The sequence below is a fragment of the Pseudovibrio sp. Alg231-02 genome (assembly GCF_900143565.1).
In the GTDB taxonomy this organism is placed as follows: Bacteria; Pseudomonadota; Alphaproteobacteria; order Rhizobiales; family Stappiaceae; genus Pseudovibrio.
Genome location: NZ_FREX01000008.1, coordinates 141,371 through 159,662, shown reverse-complemented (window position 1 = coordinate 159,662; position 18,292 = coordinate 141,371). Strand labels below are relative to the sequence as shown.

The following is an 18,292-nucleotide window of genomic DNA, read 5'->3' as shown; positions in this document are numbered from 1 at the left end:
TGGGCTGTTTCTCATTCTAATGAAAATCCCGGCTCGGGAAGAGTCTCTTTGCTTGTTCTCGTGGGTGGCGAGCTCGTGTGGCGCTGTTTGGGATGAGAGGTCGACGTGGGGCGTCATCGGCTGCTGGTAATGTTTGGCCGATAACTTCGTCCAGCGGATGCCCCAGCAAGGATAAGCGGTCTGAATAGTCACTGATTTCCTGCGCGATGAGATGCACGACAATCCCCTCTCGTTGCAGGTAACCTGTAACGTAGAGCAAGCGACCAGAAATGACTTCTCTTCGGAATTTTTGATAAACCTTCGGCCAAACCACTACATTACAAACCCCAGTTTCGTCTTCAAGCGTCACAAAAATAACTCCAGACGCCGTTCCGGGACGCTGACGTGTAACAACAACACCGCAAACACTTGTTCGATCCAGAGAAGCTTTCTGCAAGGCAGCATGTGTTGTAAGTCCGGGTATTTCCGGACGTAGCAGTTCCATCGGATGCGCTCGCAATGACAGTCGTGTTGAAAGATAGTCTTCCACTACCTCTTCCCCCAAATGCATAACAGGCAAGTTCACATCTGGTTCAAAGATCGCCTCTCCATCAAAGGGGTCATTAAACAGAGGTAACGGTGTGGTACCTTTAATGGCCTTTACTTGCCAAAGAGCATCACGACGATTGAGCCCCATGCTAACAAAAGCATCTGCCTCTGCCAGCTTCTCAAGTGCTGCCGGGATCACATGAGCACGCTGCCAAATGCTTTGTGGATCTGGATAGCCATTGCCACGTGCAGCTACCAGCCAAAGAGCATCTTCTTCATTAAAACCCTTGATCTGACGAAAACCAAGTTGAATGGCCAGTTGCCCGTCACTACGCCGCTCCAATGTATTATCCCACTGGCTACGGTTGGCACAAATAGGCCTCACCTCCACATCATGCTCTCGGGCATCTCTTATAATCTGAGCTGGAGCATAGAATCCCATAGGTTGAGAATTAAGGAGCGCACAGGCAAAAGCAGCTGGATAATGGCATTTAAGCCAGGCAGAAACATAAGCAAGCATACCAAAAGCAGCAGCATGGCTCTCAGGAAAGCCGTAATTACCGAACCCTTCAATCTGAGAAAAACATCGCTCTGCAAACTCTAACTCATAGCCACGCTCCAACATGCCATTAACAAAACGGGTCTTGAAAGAACTGATGGTCCCCATACGCCTGAAAGTCGCAAGTGAGCGCCGCAAGCGATCTGCTTCTTCAGCAGAAAATCCTGCTGCAACTTCCGCAATCCGCATAGCTTGTTCCTGAAAGAGAGGCACTCCAAGTGTTTTCCCCAAAACGCCTTCTAATTCTGTTGAAGGAAACGAGACTTTTTCCAGACCTTGTCGTCGCTTAATATAGGGGTGCACCATACCACCTTGGATCGGGCCGGGACGCACAATGGCAACCTCAATCACCAGATCATAAAAGGTGCGTGGCTTCATACGCGGCAAAAAATTCATCTGAGCACGACTTTCAACCTGAAAAACACCCAGTGCATCTGCAACACAAAGCATATCGTAGGTTGGCTTATCTTCCTGTGGCACACTGTCAATTGTGAGTTGGCGCCCTTCTTTTTCTTCAATCAAAGCGAAGCACTTGCGGATGCAAGTGAGCATACCAAGGCTCAACACATCGACTTTCAGGATGCATAATGCATCAATATCATCCTTATCCCATTCAATGACTGTGCGGTCTTCCATAGATGCATTCTCGATAGGGCATAACTCATCGAGCCGACCTTGGGTAATCACAAAGCCACCTACATGCTGAGACAAATGACGAGGAAAACCAATAATCTCTTTTGTGAGGCGAATGGTAAGAGCAAGGCGATGATCTGACCCAGACAGGCCGAGTTCTTTTAGTCGTTCTTCGGGTACACCTTGATCAGAAGAACCCCACATCTGCCCTGCTAAGTTTGCAAGCAGATCCTGCGACAAGCCCATAACCTTCCCAACCTCGCGGATGGCAGCACGAGATCGGAAATGAATGACGGTCGCGCACAAACCTGCGCGATGGCGACCATACTTCTGGTAAATGTGCTGAATAACTTCTTCACGGCGCTCATGCTCAAAGTCTACATCAATGTCTGGTGGCTCTCCGCGATGCTCCGAGATAAAACGTTCAAACACCATAGAAATGGTTTCTGGAGCCACATCAGTAACACCAAGCGCATAGCAGATAATGGAATTGGCGGCAGACCCTCGACCTTGACATAAAATGCCTTGAGAGCGGGCAAAGGTGACAATGTCGTGCACCGTCAGAAAATAAGCAGCAAACTTAAGCTTAGAGACAAGAGCCAACTCTTTTTCAACAAGAGAACGAACACGCTCAGTCTCTCCCTTGGGATATCTGCGTTTAATGCCTTCAAGGGTAAGCCGCTCCAACCGCTGTTGAGCCGTTTCGCTCTCACTTCCTTCCTGTGGGTATTCATAGGACAGTTGGGATAAGCAAAAAGAGCAGCGATTAGCAATCTCCTGCGTTCTTTTGACCGCAGCTGGGTACGCACGAAACAGCTGAGCCATCTCCAATGGTGTCTTGAGGCGGCGTTCACTATTAGGCAGAGCACGGCGACCAATCTTGTCTATGGTCACCCCCTCACGAATACAGGTCAGAACATCAGCCAGTTGCCGGCGACGTCCATGATGCATAAGCACATCACCAACAGCTACCATTGGTGTTGCAAGACGCAGAGCCAATTTCGCGCAAGCATCGAAGTAAGCTTGATCATTCCCATCATACTGTGGCACAGCCCCTAAGAAGACATGAGAAGGATAAGTATGCGCCGCCTGTTGAATATGCTCTCGAACTTGAAGCCTATCGATCGCCTCTTGAGGCAAAGCGATCAACATTAGACCACAAGCCCCTTCCAGAAGATCTTTTAAGAATAACTGGCATTCACCTTTTTCAGTGCGCCTTTTTCCTTTGGTAAGAAGCCGGGACAAGCGAGCATAAGCAGAGTGGTCTTGCGGTAAAGCAATCCAATCAACAGGGCTGTCCTCCAAAACCAGGCGACACCCCACCAGCAAACGCGGCAGAGACATAATAGGTTCTCGTAGGTCGTCAGCACCTTCCAGAATTTCTTGTCTACTGTTTGGATCAGTACGATGGCAGGAACGGACAGCCAGGGCCTCGTCTCTTTTGCGAGCAAGTTCCTTAAGCGCTGAATAAGCACGTACAACTCCAGCCAGAGAATTTCGATCTGTTATAGCAATCGCCGAAAGCCCCAGACTGGCAGCTCGAACCACCAGTTCCTCAGGATGGGAGGCTCCGGTAAGAAACGTGAAGTTGGAGGTAACACACAATTCAGCGTAGCTCATGCAAACTCTCCTTGCACGAACCACGCTGGATTTAGTGGCGTGAAAAACATCCAGAGGCGTCGGCCTTGTTCGGTTTCCACACGCCAATAGTCTCTTACACCGGATCGCCAATTGGGATCGTCCAACCACCACTCTGGGCAAATACGTTCTGGTCCTGTTGCGGCGGCAACCGAAAAACGCATGCGCCGCCAGCTGAATACGTTAGGCGGCTTCTTTTCATGGCCTTCAACAAGCTCTGGAGAAAACAGTTGTAAAGGACGCAAATTCTGTTCTTTCCACTGCCCCTCAGGTTCACAATAGGCTGCAGGCGATACAATGAAACTACGCTCAGGAATATGGCTATCTGCTGGCTGAAAACGCTTAATCTTTTCCAGACCAATGCGACTCCCGAGCCGCGTAATCAGATCACTCAGCACATCATTTTTCTTTGACTGAGCATTGCCGGTTTCCAGTTGCTTTAATGGCAAAGCCTCAACAGCCAAAGCTTCCAACCGTATCTGATCGATACCAAATCCTGCATCTAACTCTCGCACACTTCTCTCAAACAGCGGCAGAATGCTCGTCCCCTCACGCATGGGCCGAGCAAGTCGCAATTCTACCTGCACGCTGGCCTGATCAACACGCTGACAGGTCATAAGCAACACCCGGGTGCCCATCTCTTGGCTTTTTAGCTTATCACAGATGCGTTGCAGCAATCGCTCAAGAGCAGCCATCACATCATCATAAAGACCGATAGGATCAGGAAAATTTAGCCGGGCAGCATAAGAGGTATCTGGAGCCATAGCATTGATTTGTTCTGGCTGATCACCAAACGCTTGGTCGATACGGCGCATCAATGGCAAACCAAAGCGTCGACCTAGCGTGGCCCGCGGTGTTACCAGAAGGTCACCGATAGTACGTAGACCAAGGCGCTGCAGTGTCGCACAGGTTGCCTCATCCAGCCTTAATGCAGCAGCAGGTAAAGGGCCTAAAGCTGCCTTGAGTTGTCCATTAGGGACAACGCCTCTACCGAAATGAGAAACAGCCCAAGCCCCACCAATTGTGCCAGCCAACCCAGAGCGAACATTGAGTTGATAACTCTGGAGCCGGTCATGAATATCCGCGAGAAGTTCAGCTTCACTGCTGAAGAAATGAGTTGAGCCAGTGACATCAAGCAACAAGCCATCGTTTCCATCGAAACCGACCCATGGGCAATACCGATCAGCCCATCGCGCCAACAGCTTTAAGAACCTGTCATCAGCATACCGGTCTGCTGAGCGTGTCAGCAAATCAGGGCATAACGCCTTAGCATCTGAAAGCCCCATACCTGAAGCCAGCCCCAATTGCATCGCTCTGCTGTTTAAACAGTATAATCGCTCTGTACTTTCTTCATGAGAGGTTACAGCAAAAGGCGCAGATGTGGGATGTGAGCGTAAAATACGATCACTGGCCATCCTCGGAAACCACAATGACACGATGCGCCTTGGCATCCCAATACACCTTCCAACCACTCAATGTTCCTATTTTGTTCTTAATGAGCTGCCAGTGTTGAAGAGTCAAGTTCTTATCGGATATATGGTTTCCCTTGAATATAGGAGAGCAGTGCCAACGAGTTTGTGTCGCATTGCTCCCAGCCCCTTCAGGTATAATGAGAATCCCGGTAGAGCCACCTTGCTCAGCTGCCAACTGCAAACGCCTGCCTGCAGTCAGATCGAGCTTTTGAGTGGCCACAGAAATTACTAGATCCACAGCGCCAGAACGCAAGCCATCTTCTGTACATGCGAGTAAATCATTGTGGTTCTCAACCTCAACCAAAACGAGATTCTTGGGAGACATAAAAGCTGCTAAACCTGCTGGATTGAGTTGCTCAATTTGCCAACCAGTCTGAAGCCACAACACTCTCATATCAGCTTGCCCGCAGGCCATCGCTGCAAATGCTGTCGCTCCGGCTCCACATACTTCATGAACCCGGCTGACTTGAAGCGGAAAAAAACTCTTAAACTCTGCCATCACGGCCCGATTATCTCTCAACAAAGAGAACATATCAAGAACATTATTTTCATAAATTCCCTTACTCATTCGCACATACATGAACGAACAATATGAGGCAAAACTCTCATCTCACAAACTGTTGGCTACCAGAAATTTCGCAGGCATAACACACACGCAAGCACGTCCTCTGGCATATTCTATTAGGAATAGGACAGGCTACGCAGCACTCTTCATTAATTTCACTAGCTGGACAGTCATAGGGAGGTCTCAACAGGTGGATGCAACACTTTAATCTTTGAATAAAGATGGAGTGTTCGACATGACGTATCGCCGCCGTATTTACTATTCTGCCGCACAATGAGCACAGATTTGGGATCGATGGCAGCGGGGAGAAACGATGAGTTCGATTGGCCGTGTGTTCGACCGGCAGTCCTCCTCTGTGTTTTCTGTTATTTCTCCGACCGGAGGCATCCGCCCTTCTGATCGGCATCGTGGTAAGCTGGCGCTGAGTTTGAAAGAGCGTGAAGAGATATCGCGTGGTCTCAGCATCAACGCATCTTTACGATCTATAGCCCGCCARTTGAGCCGCACTCCGTCTACGATCAGTCGCGAGGTGCAGCGAAATGGTGGTCAGGTCGCTTATCGCGCGGTAGCGGCGGATCAAGCTGCCTGGGACCGCGCTCTACGGCCCAAGACATGCAAACTGGCTTGCCATCCTTCTTTGAGCCATGCAGTATCGGTGAAGCTGCGCAGCAAGTGGTCTCCAGAACAGATTGCCGGCTGGCTCAAACGTAGCTTTCCAGGAGATGTAAACAAGCAGGTGTCCCACGAGACGATATATCRAAGCCTTTACATACAGGCTCGSGGCGTATTGAAGAAAGAACTGCTGGACCATCTGCGTGCTAAACGCACGATACGCCGGTCCAAACACGCAAGCCTCAAACGAAAAAGGCTAGGCCAAATTAAGGATGCTGTTTCGATCAGTAAAAGGCCCGCTTGCGTCGAAGACCGTGCAATACCGGGGCATTGGGAAGGAGATCTGATCGGAGGATCCAAGAATAGCTATATCGCCACTCTTGTTGAGCGGCAAACACGCTATGTCATGTTAATCAAGGTTGCCAACAAAGACACGAGCAGTGTTATTTCCGGGTTGATCAAACATACCCACAAATTGCCAAAAGAGCTTTACAAATCTTTGACTTGGGATCGATGCAAGGAGATGGCAGATCATCTAAGCCTGACATTAGTAACGGATGTTGCTGTATACTTCTGCGACCCACATTCACCGTGGCAACGCGGATCAAACGAAAACACGAACCGCTTGCTGCGGCAGTATTTGCCCCGAGGCACTGACTTATCTGTACACACGCAGCCTGAACTTGATGCAATCGCAAGACAACTCAACGAACGACCACGCAAGACCTTGCAATATCAAACTCCAGCTGAGAAGTTATCACAGTGTGTTGCCGCGACCAGTTGAATCCACCTAGCAACATATTTTCAGTGCGCCTAACGCAAACAAACGCAAAGCTGAGGTAACTTCTCTTGACATCAATCACATTGCGCAATGCACCAACTAAGAATATCACTTTTTGTCCACCTGTCGTTGGCTTAGTTAGGAATTCAAACGCAGCGAATCCACACGCTCACTGCCTTCTCTTAAGGATGTAAAGAGAGCTTAAGCTTTCGACACATTACAGCATTATCAGGCAACACCGTTGAATTCCTTGAAGTCATTGAGAGGTGGCTCGGTTTGTTTGAACAGTTCTGTGCTGTTTTATAAGTGGACCCGGCCTGCTTTCATGCAGCGATATTCAGTTGAGGGTGGTGGTTGAAATAGACCTGATCCGGTGTCTTGCGGTCAAGCGATGAATGAGGGCGCTTGGAATTGTAGAAATCCAGATATCTCCTGATACCGTTTCTTGCCTCTGGGACATTGCCATAAGCATGCAGATAGACCTCTTCGTATTTGATGGATCGCCACAGTCGCTCAACAAAGACATTGTCCCGCCAAGCGCCCTTGCCATCCATTGAGATGGCAACATCAGCATCTTTAAGCATTTTTATGAATGTCAGCGACGTAAATTGGCTTCCCTGATCGGTATTGAAGATTTCCGGTTTACCGTACCTGGCCATAGCTTCTTCAACCGCTTCAATACAGAAAGCTGTATCAAGGGTGATTGAAAGTCGCCAGGACAACACGCGCCTTGAGAACCAATCTACAACCGCAGCCAGGTAGACGAAACCTTTGGCCATGGGAATGTACGTTATGTCCATTGCCCAGATCTGATTGGGACGTGTGACAGCCAGTTTCCTCAGCAAATAAGGATAGATTTTATGCCCCGGCGCTGGCTTTGATGTATTGGGACGGCGGTAAATTGCCTCGATACTCATCCGCTTCATCAGCGTTGAGACATGAAGTCGACCAACCTCATATCCCTCGCCAAGCAAAAGTCCCTGAAGCATTCGGCTGCCCGCAAAGGGATAATCCAGATGCAATTTGTCAAGTCGCAGCATCAGTTTCAAATCACTGTCAGATGTCGGCCTCGCAGTGTAATACAAACAACCTCGAGAGATGCCCAGAGCTTTCGCCTGCCGGGACAGGGAGAGTTTATGCTTAGGATCGATCATTTCTTTGCGCTCAACAGGCAGGCCTTTCTGAGCGCCCCGCTTAAAAAATCATTCTCAAGCATCAACTCCCCGATTTTAGCGTGAAGAGTTTTGACATCAACTGCCGCGGGTTCAGCGGCTTTGGTTTCCTTCTCGAAGACATCGCTGGCACCTTCTAGCAGGTGATCCCGCCATTGCTTGATCTGGTTCGGGTGGACATCATAGTGTTAACCAAGTTCACTCAAGGTTTGCTCGCCTCGAATGGCCGCCAAGGCTACTTTGGATTTGAAGGCAGATGTGTGATTGCGTCTGGGACGGCGCGCCATAGTCGGTTCTCCTGTAAAGCCATAAGAGCAAATTACAGACCGAAAATCCACTTATATCGCCTGTTCAATTTTCCCGAGCCATCTCTGTAGTTCTCCAGCAGGATGCGGTTCTTCATGGTCTGATGCCACCTTTCGATCTTGCCTTGTGTTTGCGGGTGGTAGGGCTTGCCGTGCACATGGTCCATGCCTTTGTCCTCAAGCCAATCAGCCAGATCGGAAGACAGGTAAGAGCTGCCATTATCAGAAAGCAGGCGTTGACGATGCAGTACCTTTGGCTGCTCGCAGCCGGAGGCGTCCTGCGCTAGTTGCAAGGTTTCGGTGACATCCTTGGCCTGGTGGTGCATAGCTTCCAGGCAATGATGTAGCGGGAGTAATTATCGAGCACGGTGGACAGGTAAAACCAACCCCAGCCGATAACCTTGAAATATGTGAAGTAGGTTTGCTACTGCTGGTTTGGCACCGTTGTCTTATCCTTGAACTCATCGGCGGCCTTGATCACCACATAAGCGAGCGACGTGATCAGGTCTTGCGTGTTTGTCGTCAGCACCTATGGAACAGGTTTACGGATTTGAATAAGGGAGTGTTTTGGCCCATGATCACGACGACAGGAGTAAGGAATGGGGCAAAACACAAGGACTAGCAGCGCTGCAGAAGAGAAGATCCGCATTGTGCTTGCAGGATTGTGTGGCGAAGACCGCATTGCCGAGCTGTGTCGTCAGGAAGGCATCTCGCAAGGGCTTTACTACAGCTGATCCAAGGAATTTCTGGAGGCTGGCAAAAAACGTCTCACCGGAGACACCACCCGCCAGGCCAATACGGGCGAAGTCAAAGAGTTGCGTAAACAATCACGAGAATTAAAAGAGGTTGTTGCTCAACAAGCGTTGGAGATCCGGCTTCTTAAAAAAAGTATGCTGGACGATGGGGAGGACGACATATGAGGTATCCCGCCCATGAGAAAGCCGAGATTATTCGTCTGGTCGAGAATTCCCACCTGCCGGTCAAACACTCTCTGACAACCCTTGGCATTCCCCGTACCACATTCTACCGTTGGTATGCCCGCTACCTTGAGGGTGGCGTCGAGGCGCTGGAAGACCGTGTACACCGATCCTCGAAGGTTTGGAGCCGCATCCCTGATGCCATTCGCGATCAGATTGTTGAGCTGGCTCTGGAGGAACCGGATCTGTCACCTCGCGAGCTTGCCGTACGCTTCACTGACACAAAAGAGTATTTTGTGTCAGAGGCTTCTGTTTACCGCCTACTCAAATCCAAGGATCTGATCACTTCGCCAGCTTATGTGGTGATCAAGGCCGAAGACGAGTTCAAGGACAAGACTACGGCCCCCAACCAGCTCTGGCAGACGGATTTTACCTATCTGAAGGTCATCGGCTGGGGCTGGTTCTATCTGTCCACCGTACTCGATGACTTCTCACGCTACATCATCGCCTGGGAACTGTGTACCAGCATGAAGGCCAAGGATGTCACCGCCACGCTGCAAAAGGCACTGGACACCTCCGGCTGTGAGAGCGCTAAAGTCATTCACAAGCCCAGACTGCTTTCTGACAATGGCAGTTCGTATGTCTCATCAGACTTGGCCAAATGGCTCCGGGACAAGGATATGGCCCATGTTCGTGGCGCTCCCTATCACCCGCAGACACAGGGCAAAATCGAGCGTTGGCATCAGACTTTGAAGAACCGCATCCTTCTGGAGAATTATTACCTGCAAGGGGATCTGGAGCGGCAAGTTGAGGCCTTCGTTGATCATTACAACAACCATCGCTACCACGAGAGCCTGAACAACATTACCCCTGCCGATGCTTATCTGGGACGGGGCGACAACATCTTACAACATCGCAGTGAGATCAAACGTAAAACTCTGCTCAATCGCAGCTTGAACTACCACGCAAAAGCGGCATAACATCAAAACAACAACGGGCCAAGCACTCCATTATTCAAAAGCCTAATCAGTTCCACTTCATTTGACGACGGACACGCTTGACTCAGTGAGTAAAAGATTTCACCGTTCAGCATTTCTTCCAACATTCTCCCGCTGAAGTTTTCACAGTACTCGTTTTCTCAGAATGATTCAGGCTCAATAGCCTTGAACAGCTCCTGACGACCTTTGCTATGAACTTGGGCACAGACTACCCTGATATAGGCGGGCACAACTAGCAAGATGAACACGTCTGACGAAGCATTAATGATCTCGGTCGAGTTCGACTTTTACTTCCTCCATTTAGCCAAACATTCCCAGCTATGTCCATCCAAGATGTTGAGCGTTCTGAGGGGCCAGCCGTCGACAGTTCAATGATGTACGAAGTCGTACAACCAGATATTTTTGCAATATTCCGGTCGTAGGCGGAAACACGATCCATCGTTGAGCCAGAGCCGTTTTTTGTCAGCACGCCAACGTGGCAATTACCGCAGCGTTGATCTATGCTGCGCCAGAACACGGCAAACCTGAACCTTGTATTGACTACGCACATGGTCGGTGCAGTCCAACGTACATCAAGGGTTCCGAAGTTTCTCAGTACTGCTTCCTTCAAAAATCAGAGTATCCCGCGCAATATCTCAAACCAAACGCCGCGGGTGCTTATTCTCTTTCTATAACCGTTTCAATTACTTGAGCTGATCCAGGCTCATTCTGCTGTACTCCTTACAGCGATAAAGGTTTGTTCTGTCACACTGATCTGTTTGATCGCATAGATCTGAGCCATGCGTTGCCCATTAGAACTTCAAAGACCATATGAAGTTAGTAAATCAGTAGTGTATTACTTCCAACTCATACAGCGACAGTGTCAACCGCCTGGTGCTGGTCATTAATCCAAGCCACAAGCAACTTCATTTAAAGCTCGGATTAGTCACTAAGCATTTTCAATTACATTAATGAGGATGGAAGGTTGGAACCGCAATTTCCCTAGTTCTAAGTGAACTAGCAGCACCTTTGCTTAATTCCGAACCTCTTTCATCACTCAACAAATCATTTAAGTGAATTAGTTTCACTTCGACCCTTCAAACCCGAGAAAAGTGCATTAAGTTCGGTATGCACAATTCAATTGTCCGGGCAATCAAATGAAATTCAATTATCAAAACCCAACTAAACTTTTGTTTGGTCAAGGGAAAATATCGGAAATTAGGGATCAGATCCCGACTGGAAGCCGCATTTTGTTGGCCTATGGTGGTGGATCGATCAAAGCGAACGGTGTTTACGAGCAAGCGTTAAGCGCGCTTGAAGGTTTCACCGTGGTTGAATTTTCTGGCATCGAAGCCAACCCACACTTCGAAACCCTAGAAAAAGCCGTAGAGCTGGTGAAAGAACAAGATCTGGACTTCATCCTCGCAGTTGGGGGAGGATCTGTTGTCGACGGCTGTAAGTTTGTAGCAGCAGCTGCACACTATGACGGAGATCACTGGGACATTCCAAGCGGTAAACATCGCATTCAAAAGGCAACACCGCTCGCGTCTGTATTGACCCTTCCTGCAACAGGCTCTGAATCCAACGGCAACTCAGTCATCACCCGCAAGTCGACAGGTGAAAAACTCGCTTTCGGCTCTCCTCTTGTTTTCCCTGTGTTCTCGGTTCTCGATCCAGACACCATGAAAACACTGCCAGAACGCCAACTCAGGAACGGGTTGATCGATGCCTTCGTGCATGTCTGCGAGCAATATTTGACCTTCCCGATCGGCGCATTGGTACAGGATGGATATGCGGAGACATTGCTGCGAACGCTCGTTCAACTGGGCAAGAGCTATCCCGAGCGCGATACTGATGAATGGCGCGCAAATCTGATGTACGCAGCAAACCAGGGCTTAAATGGCCTCATCTCATGTGGTGTGCCGCAAGATTGGGCAACACACCAGATCGGACATGAGCTGACAGCGTGTTTCGGCATTGACCACGCCCAAACACTGTCCATCATTCAACCAAGCCTCTTGCGCAGTCAGATTGAACTGAAGCGCGCAAAACTGGAGCAAATGGGAACAGCAGTGTTCTCACTGCCTCTATCTAAAGATCTGGCTGAGAAGACGATTGATGCGATCGAAGAGTTTTACCAACAACTGGCCATGCCAATTCGTCTGTCAGATGCCAACATTACGGATCAAAACGACATCGACACGCTCATGCACATCATCGAGAGCCGCGATTTTTTAAAAGCCATCGGTGAGCATGGAAAGATCACGCCGAATGTGATCAAAGACATCGTGTACTCAGCACGCTGAGCCAAAAGACAGCCCGCCGTACAAACGGCGGGCTTTTTTGTGCATACAACCAGTTTCTCTCGAAAACTCAAGTGACAAACACATCCGTCGCCCGCTAGTCCTGTGAGATATCAGCGCATCCTTTCGCAAATTACAAGGGAGAAACGGGTATGTTACAGTTATCCGATACCCAAACTAAAAACGCCCTGCCCTTCCGACCACTGGTCGAGGCTTTGAGATCAATGTTCAAAGAAGGCTGCGAAATGCCTGTTCGGCACCATCACACCATGGGCGTGCCGGATAAAGCAGATGCCACTTTACTGCTCATGCCCGCCTGGCAATCAGGTGCCTATTTCGGTGTAAAACTCGCGAGTGTGTTTCCAAGTAATGCAGACGCCGGTCTTCCTGCAGTCTCCGCCACTTATCTGCTCTCTGACGGCAAGACTGGTGCACCGTTAGCGTTGGTTGATGGCGGCGAGCTGACAGCGCGTCGCACAGCGGCAGCCTCCGCCCTTGCTGCTGATTACCTTGCTCGCAAAAACGCAACGACCCTGACAATGGTCGGCACGGGTCGTCTCTCCGCAAACCTCATTGAGGCGCATTGCACAACAAGACAGATTGAAACTGTAACCCTCTGGGGCCGGAACTTCGATAAGGCCAAGGACAATGCGCAAGAACTAAGCGCAAAACTTGGCATCAAGGTTGTAGCAGAACAATCCCTTCCCAAAGCTGTTGAGCAGGCTGATATCGTTTCCGTTGCAACACTGTCTAATGAATCCCTCATACAAGGTGAATGGTTGTCTGATGGCTGTCATCTTGACCTTGTGGGCGGGTTCACTCCAAACATGCGCGAAGCAGATGACACGGCTATCTCCCGCTCACGAGTTTTTGTCGACACCCGCGCAGGTGCGATGAAAGAAGCCGGAGACCTGACCATCCCGCTTGCGAATGGCACGTTGAAGCCTGAGGATGTTCAAGCTGATCTTTACGATCTCACCAGAGGCGGCAACATTGGCAGAGCAAGTGAAAACGAGATTACGTTCTTCAAATCAGTTGGGGCTGCATTAGAGGACTTGGCAGGAGCAATCCTTGCCTATGAGAACTCAAAAGAGTTGCTAAACGCATAGACAAATCCTCGCTCAGCACGGTTATCCATTCCTGTGCTGAGCCCAAAACCGTTGCCGCATCTCTGCCGTCCTGAAGTGTGTGAAGTGCAGATCCCGTTGCATCGACACCAATGGTTGATAATGAAGCAGGTCGATCTCCTTGGTCGCAACTGGCCTTAAACTATCCAGCACATAACACGCGCCTTGAAACTGAACCGTGGTCACTGCATGTATGACTTGTCTTCTGCTATCCTTCACCACAACAACTCGCAGATCCGTTTCTTCATAGCCCAGCGCTAACAAACTGAAATACTTGGCAATCGCGTAGTCCTCACAATCACCTCGCAAGCCCAGAAACTGCAAAGGCGCGCGCCAGACGTCCGCCTGCCCAGCGGCAACCGCCTGAGGATCGTATCCGGCACTTTCATTGATGTAAGAGTTGAGCAGCGAAAGCTGCCGCAGTGATTTATTGTTCCCGACACCCCGGACAATGCGTGACCAATAATCAACGGAGCCTGCACACCGCAGATTTCCGGCAAAGCACTCTTTCAAGGAGGCCAGTTGTTGGTCGCATTCAGGCAGTACGGCCTGCCATTTCCTGAAAGCTTGGCTGTTGCCACCACTAATTTCAACCGAACCAAACAACCCATAGCTTTCCCTCTTCTTTATAGCGTTTGGCCCCGTAAACCTCATTAGGGAAAACAGACGGCGGCGGCGCACTTTGCTCTGATATCTAAACCGCAGATTATGAGCTTGCGCAGTGGACATGCTGGCCACAATGCCAGTCAGAAAAGCGGCTTTGACCACCATCCCTACAAAGCTTCGTCGTAACAAACCACGTTTTCTACGGTGCTTGCCCCGGTATTCCGGAAGAGCCATAACGCATTACCGTTCTCTTAGCGCCTCCTCACGTGCACGATTAACTGGCTTAAGAATGTAAGAAAGCACACTCTTTTCTCCAGTGAGTATATCGACGGAGGCGACCATCCCCGGAAGGATGGGAAGACTCTTGTTGCGACTTTCTAACTCCGTTTGTTTCGTTTTGATAATTACGGAGTAAAACTGTTCACGAGTATTTTCGTCGTAAACAGTGTCTGCAGAAATTCCCTCAACTTGCCCATCCAGTCCGCCATAAATGGAAAAATCATAAGCACTGAGCTTAACAAGCGCCTGCTGTCCTTGGTGAATAAAGGCGATATCCTGAGGTTTCACCTTTGCCTCAACAAGCAAAACATCTTCAACGGGCACGATGGTCATAAGCTGCTGAGAAGGTGAAGCCACGCCGCCAATTGTGCTCACATCAATCGTGTTGACGATGCCATCCATGGGGGCGCGAATATCTGCGCGATCGACTTTATCACCAGCCCCTTTGGAAGCTTCTGCAATAATATCCAACTGAGCCTGCACCTCGCTCAGCTCTGCGCGGGCTGCCTGCCGGAACTTGGTGTAAACACCTTCAATTTCCTGTTCAGCCTCCTCAACAGCTGCCTGCAAACGCCCTGCTGTAACCTGAAGCGTGTTGACCTGCCCCTCCAGATCACCAATCTCACGCTGAAGTTTGAGCATATCTGTACGCGGAATGATCTGCTTTTCAGCAAGCGGCGCTTTCAACTCTTTTTCTTCATTTGCAAGACGCAATAAATCAAGAACCTTCCGTCGCTGGTTCTCAGAGGCTTCAAGTTCCGCCATACGCTGTGCAACGCGCGAACGATTGATTGCAACTTGGCCCTTCAATCCTTCCAGATTGGCCTGAAAAAGAGACAGCTCCGAAGCAACAATCTGCTGAGCATTCTCGTGATAGTGGTCGCTATAAGCTAGCTCCTCTCCACGCTCCGGCCAGACGGACTGAAAGTCCAACCGTTCACGAGCGATCTCCAGTGCCAGTTGTTTTGCCACCAGTTCACCCAGGTTGGAAGAAAAACCCGTATCATCCAAGCGGATCAGGACATCTCCCTTACTGACGAGGTCACCCGTTTTCACAAGCACTTCTTTAACAATCCCACCTTCAAGGCTTTGAATAACCTGTATCTTCGCAGATGGAATGATACGTCCATCTCCACGGGTAACTTCTTCCAGCTGCGCCCAACCGGCCCAAAGGACAAACGAAATCAAAAGCAATCCGATCATCAGGACTAATAAGCGTGTGCGTGCAAAAACGGCATTTTCCAAACCAATTGACACCTGCGCAGCACCACGCGGAAGCCGTGTGGTTTCAGATCCAAGCCTCATCCAATTTGTGACCCGTTCCATCAGATGCAATAGGCGCAAAGATAATCCCCCTAGAAACTCCCCAACAAGTTCCAGAGGCACGCGACCAGCCGGAATCAAGTTATCCTTACCAAAGGTAACTCTCCTTGGTTTTTCTGAATACTACGGGGATCTATTGCGGAGAATTGCAGGTTGGAACTGACAAAAACGGCCAAGCCGAAAACAAGAAAAGAAAAGACGCCACCTTCCGTAAACGAAGAAGACACAACGACGACTAAAATATCTTCCACGCATGAAGAGAGTGACCCAGTCATCGAAGCCTCAGTTTCGACTGTTACGCCAGATGAAAATCAAGAAGCAAAACGGGAACCTGAAAGCACAAAACCTGCAGAGGACACTACATCAAACGCTCAACTGTCAGATTTAATCGAGATTGATCCACTGCGGGGATGTCTCGAAATTCTGCTGGTTCAACACAACATGCCAGCAAATTCAGAAAACCTCATCGCAGGTCTTCCCCTGGAGAAGGGCAAACTCACTGCTGACTTGCTACAAAAAGCTCTCAAACGCGCTGGCTTTTCGACCAAGGCTTTCCATCAGAAAGTCACAGATCTCTCCTCACTTTTGTTTCCTGCAGTTTTACTCCTCAAGTCCGGTGGTGCATTGGTCATTCTGGAAAAGTACGATGAAAAATCCTATGCAGTCGCCCTCCCGCATGCAGATGGCGGCGCCGTTCTGGCTAAGGTGGATGAGCTTCAGGCACTCTGCAGCGGAGAAATCATTGTTGCAAAGCCCTTCTACAAACCAGAAGGTTCACAGGAGCAAACAGCTAAGGAAGACAATTCCCATTGGTTTTTCAGTGGCATTAGAGCCGTTGCACGAGACTACGCTTTCGTTGCGCTTGCTGCAGCCTTCATCAACTTGCTAGCGCTGGCTTCACCACTCTTCACCATGAACGTATATGACCGTGTCTTACCCAACTCGGCCTTCCCTACACTTTGGGTTCTCACTCTTGGCGTAGCGGGCGCGTTACTATTTGACCTTCTGTTGAAGTCACTGCGTGCTTCCTTAATCTATTTTGCAGGCAAACGAGCTGATCTGATAATTTCCTCCAAACTGTTTGATCAGGCAATGCACTTGAAAATGGCGCATCGCCCTGCAAGCACTGCAGGCTTCCTCAACGAAATGCGTGAGTTCGAAACCATTCGCGAGTTCATGACATCAGCAACAATCGCTGCCATCACAGACCTTGCCTTCCTCGGCATGTTCCTAGGCCTGATCTGGTATATCGGCGGTCCCATGGTTTATCCGCTTCTTGCAGCAATCATGAGCGTGGTCACAATTGGACTGCTGATGCAGTTCCCTCTCAAACGAGCCGTGGAAGCAACAGTTGCTGATGCTACGCTGCGAAATGCACTGCTGGTAGAAAGTCTCTACGGCTTGGAGACAATCAAACTCCAACGCGCAGAAGGACAGCTTCTTGGCAAATGGGAGAGTGCCACAGCCGCAGCAGCCTCAGCACAAAACAAAGTCAGATCGCTTTCTACATGGGCTTTAAACCTAACGGGCTTTTTGCAGCAACTCACCACAGTCGCACTTCTGGTCACAGGCGCATATCTGTTCTCAGAAAAGCTTATCTCCATGGGCGGCATTGTCGCCTGTGTGATCCTTGGGGGACGAGCTGTTGCCCCACTAGCAACACTTTCCAGCTTTCTCGCACGGTTCCAACAGGTCAAAGCCGCTTACAAAAGACTGGGCGCCATCAATCAGTTACCACGAGAAACACCGTGGGCCTCCAGGCACCTGAGCAAAACCATTGATCACGCTCAGGTTTCGCTAAAGAATATGAGCTTCACCTATCCGCAGGCTGCAGAGCCAACATTGAAAAACCTGAACCTATCCATTTCCGCAGGAGAGCGCATCGCCATACTCGGTCCTGTCGGTTCTGGTAAATCCACTCTGGGCCGAATATTGAGCGGTCTTTATTCTCCAGAGTCAGGAAGTTACGCCATCGACAGTTTGGATCATCAGCAATTTGCACCCACGGAACTGCGAAGATCCATATGTTACATCGGGCAGGATGCTAGCCTTTTCTCTGGATCCATCAGAGACAACATCAAATTAGGTCGCCCTGAAGCCTCAGATGCAGAGCTGGTCAAAGCAAGTGAGCTTTCCGGAGCATTGGAGTTTATCGATGCTCATCCGCACGGATTTGCCAGATTGATTGAGGAAGGTGGCCGTGATCTATCATCCGGGCAAAGACAAAAGCTTATCCTGGCCAGAGCATTCATGGGCACCCCAAAACTACTGTATCTGGATGAACCAACAGGCATGATGGATGGCCAGACCGAACAGCAGTTCATCAATGCCCTCTCATCCTCTGTCACCCCGCAGCAAACGCTGATCATTTCCACACACCGCACAGCACCACTTTCTCTGGTCGATAGGCTGATTATTCTGGATAAGGGCCGTATTCTCGCTGATGGCCCAAAGGAAAAAGTCATCCATATCCTTTCAAAAGGAAATGGATGACC

General features: G+C 49.7%; 9 protein-coding genes and 3 pseudogenes. 5 read left to right on the top strand and 7 right to left on the bottom strand.

Going from position 1 to position 18,292, the window contains the following annotated elements; all coding sequences use genetic code 11:
• Positions 1 to 16 precede the first annotated feature (16 nt).
• Genes DHN43_RS19955 through DHN43_RS19945 form a run of 3 tightly spaced genes read right to left on the bottom strand, consistent with a single transcriptional unit; the run spans position 17 to position 5,398 of the window.
• Positions 17 to 3,340, bottom strand: coding sequence for an error-prone DNA polymerase (locus DHN43_RS19955; protein ID WP_108819785.1), 3,324 nt, complete (start codon positions 3,338 to 3,340; stop codon positions 17 to 19).
• Entirely contained in the window at positions 3,337 to 4,773 is a 1,437-nt protein-coding gene (locus DHN43_RS19950) for a Y-family DNA polymerase (RefSeq protein WP_244306849.1), read from the bottom strand. The genes DHN43_RS19955 and DHN43_RS19950 overlap by 4 nt, the downstream gene beginning before the upstream one ends.
• A complete protein-coding gene (locus tag DHN43_RS19945) occupies positions 4,763 to 5,398 on the bottom strand; it encodes an ImuA family protein (RefSeq protein WP_208995519.1) in 636 nt (211 codons plus the stop codon). The genes DHN43_RS19950 and DHN43_RS19945 overlap by 11 nt, the downstream gene beginning before the upstream one ends.
• 280 nt (positions 5,399 to 5,678) lie before the next feature.
• On the opposite strand from DHN43_RS19945, the gene DHN43_RS19940 reads away from it, so the two are divergent.
• The gene (locus DHN43_RS19940) at positions 5,679 to 6,791 is read left to right on the top strand and encodes an IS30 family transposase (protein WP_244306854.1); all 1,113 of its coding nucleotides are present in this window, start codon (positions 5,679 to 5,681) and stop codon (positions 6,789 to 6,791) included.
• Between the two features lie 320 nt (positions 6,792 to 7,111).
• Here the strand turns inward: DHN43_RS19940 and DHN43_RS19935 are convergent.
• Positions 7,112 to 8,247: pseudogene (locus tag DHN43_RS19935) on the bottom strand (IS3 family transposase).
• Positions 8,248 to 8,333: 86 nt separating this feature from the next.
• Positions 8,334 to 8,776 (bottom strand): annotated as a pseudogene (locus DHN43_RS19930) (transposase); the annotation flags it as partial.
• Between the two features lie 88 nt (positions 8,777 to 8,864).
• Here DHN43_RS19930 and DHN43_RS19925 point away from each other — a divergent pair.
• The 3 genes and pseudogenes from DHN43_RS19925 (at position 8,865) to DHN43_RS19915 (ending at position 13,571) form a co-directional block, all read left to right on the top strand.
• Positions 8,865 to 10,162, top strand: a pseudogene (locus DHN43_RS19925) (IS3 family transposase).
• Between the two features lie 1,154 nt (positions 10,163 to 11,316).
• Complete coding sequence (locus tag DHN43_RS19920) at positions 11,317 to 12,465, top strand: iron-containing alcohol dehydrogenase (protein ID WP_108819783.1); 1,149 nt, start codon at positions 11,317 to 11,319, stop codon at positions 12,463 to 12,465.
• 149 nt (positions 12,466 to 12,614) lie between these two features.
• Positions 12,615 to 13,571 carry an ornithine cyclodeaminase family protein gene (locus DHN43_RS19915; RefSeq protein ID WP_108819782.1) on the top strand — a complete coding sequence of 319 codons (957 nt, stop codon included), beginning with the start codon at positions 12,615 to 12,617 and terminating at the stop codon, positions 13,569 to 13,571.
• A 21-nt stretch (positions 13,572 to 13,592) separates the two neighbouring features.
• Here DHN43_RS19915 and DHN43_RS19910 read toward each other — a convergent pair whose 3' ends face one another.
• Together DHN43_RS19910 and DHN43_RS19905 are read right to left on the bottom strand one after the other, a co-directional pair.
• Positions 13,593 to 14,429, bottom strand: coding sequence for a transglutaminase-like cysteine peptidase (locus tag DHN43_RS19910; RefSeq protein ID WP_208995518.1), 837 nt, complete (start codon positions 14,427 to 14,429; stop codon positions 13,593 to 13,595).
• Positions 14,430 to 14,435: 6 nt separating this feature from the next.
• Positions 14,436 to 15,779, bottom strand: a complete 1,344-nt coding sequence (locus tag DHN43_RS19905) for an HlyD family type I secretion periplasmic adaptor subunit (RefSeq protein ID WP_208995517.1) — start codon at positions 15,777 to 15,779, stop codon at positions 14,436 to 14,438.
• A 171-nt stretch (positions 15,780 to 15,950) separates the two neighbouring features.
• On the opposite strand from DHN43_RS19905, the gene DHN43_RS19900 reads away from it, so the two are divergent.
• The gene (locus DHN43_RS19900; RefSeq protein WP_108819780.1) at positions 15,951 to 18,290 is read left to right on the top strand and encodes a type I secretion system permease/ATPase; all 2,340 of its coding nucleotides are present in this window, start codon (positions 15,951 to 15,953) and stop codon (positions 18,288 to 18,290) included.
• Positions 18,291 to 18,292: the final 2 nt, after the last annotated feature.

Bases quoted from the DNA above. Each gene is read 5' to 3' on its own strand.
- DHN43_RS19910 (WP_208995518.1), bottom strand. From the start codon at position 14,429: ATGGCTCTTCCGGAATACCGGGGCAAGCACCGTAGAAAACGTGGTTTG.
- DHN43_RS19950 (WP_244306849.1), bottom strand. From the start codon at position 4,773: ATGGCCAGTGATCGTATTTTACGCTCACATCCCACATCTGCGCCTTTT.
- DHN43_RS19915 (WP_108819782.1), top strand. From the start codon at position 12,615: ATGTTACAGTTATCCGATACCCAAACTAAAAACGCCCTGCCCTTCCGA.
- DHN43_RS19955 (WP_108819785.1), bottom strand. From the start codon at position 3,340: ATGAGCTACGCTGAATTGTGTGTTACCTCCAACTTCACGTTTCTTACC.
- DHN43_RS19905 (WP_208995517.1), bottom strand. From the start codon at position 15,779: ATGAGGCTTGGATCTGAAACCACACGGCTTCCGCGTGGTGCTGCGCAG.
- DHN43_RS19920 (WP_108819783.1), top strand. From the start codon at position 11,317: ATGAAATTCAATTATCAAAACCCAACTAAACTTTTGTTTGGTCAAGGG.
- DHN43_RS19945 (WP_208995519.1), bottom strand. From the start codon at position 5,398: ATGAGTAAGGGAATTTATGAAAATAATGTTCTTGATATGTTCTCTTTG.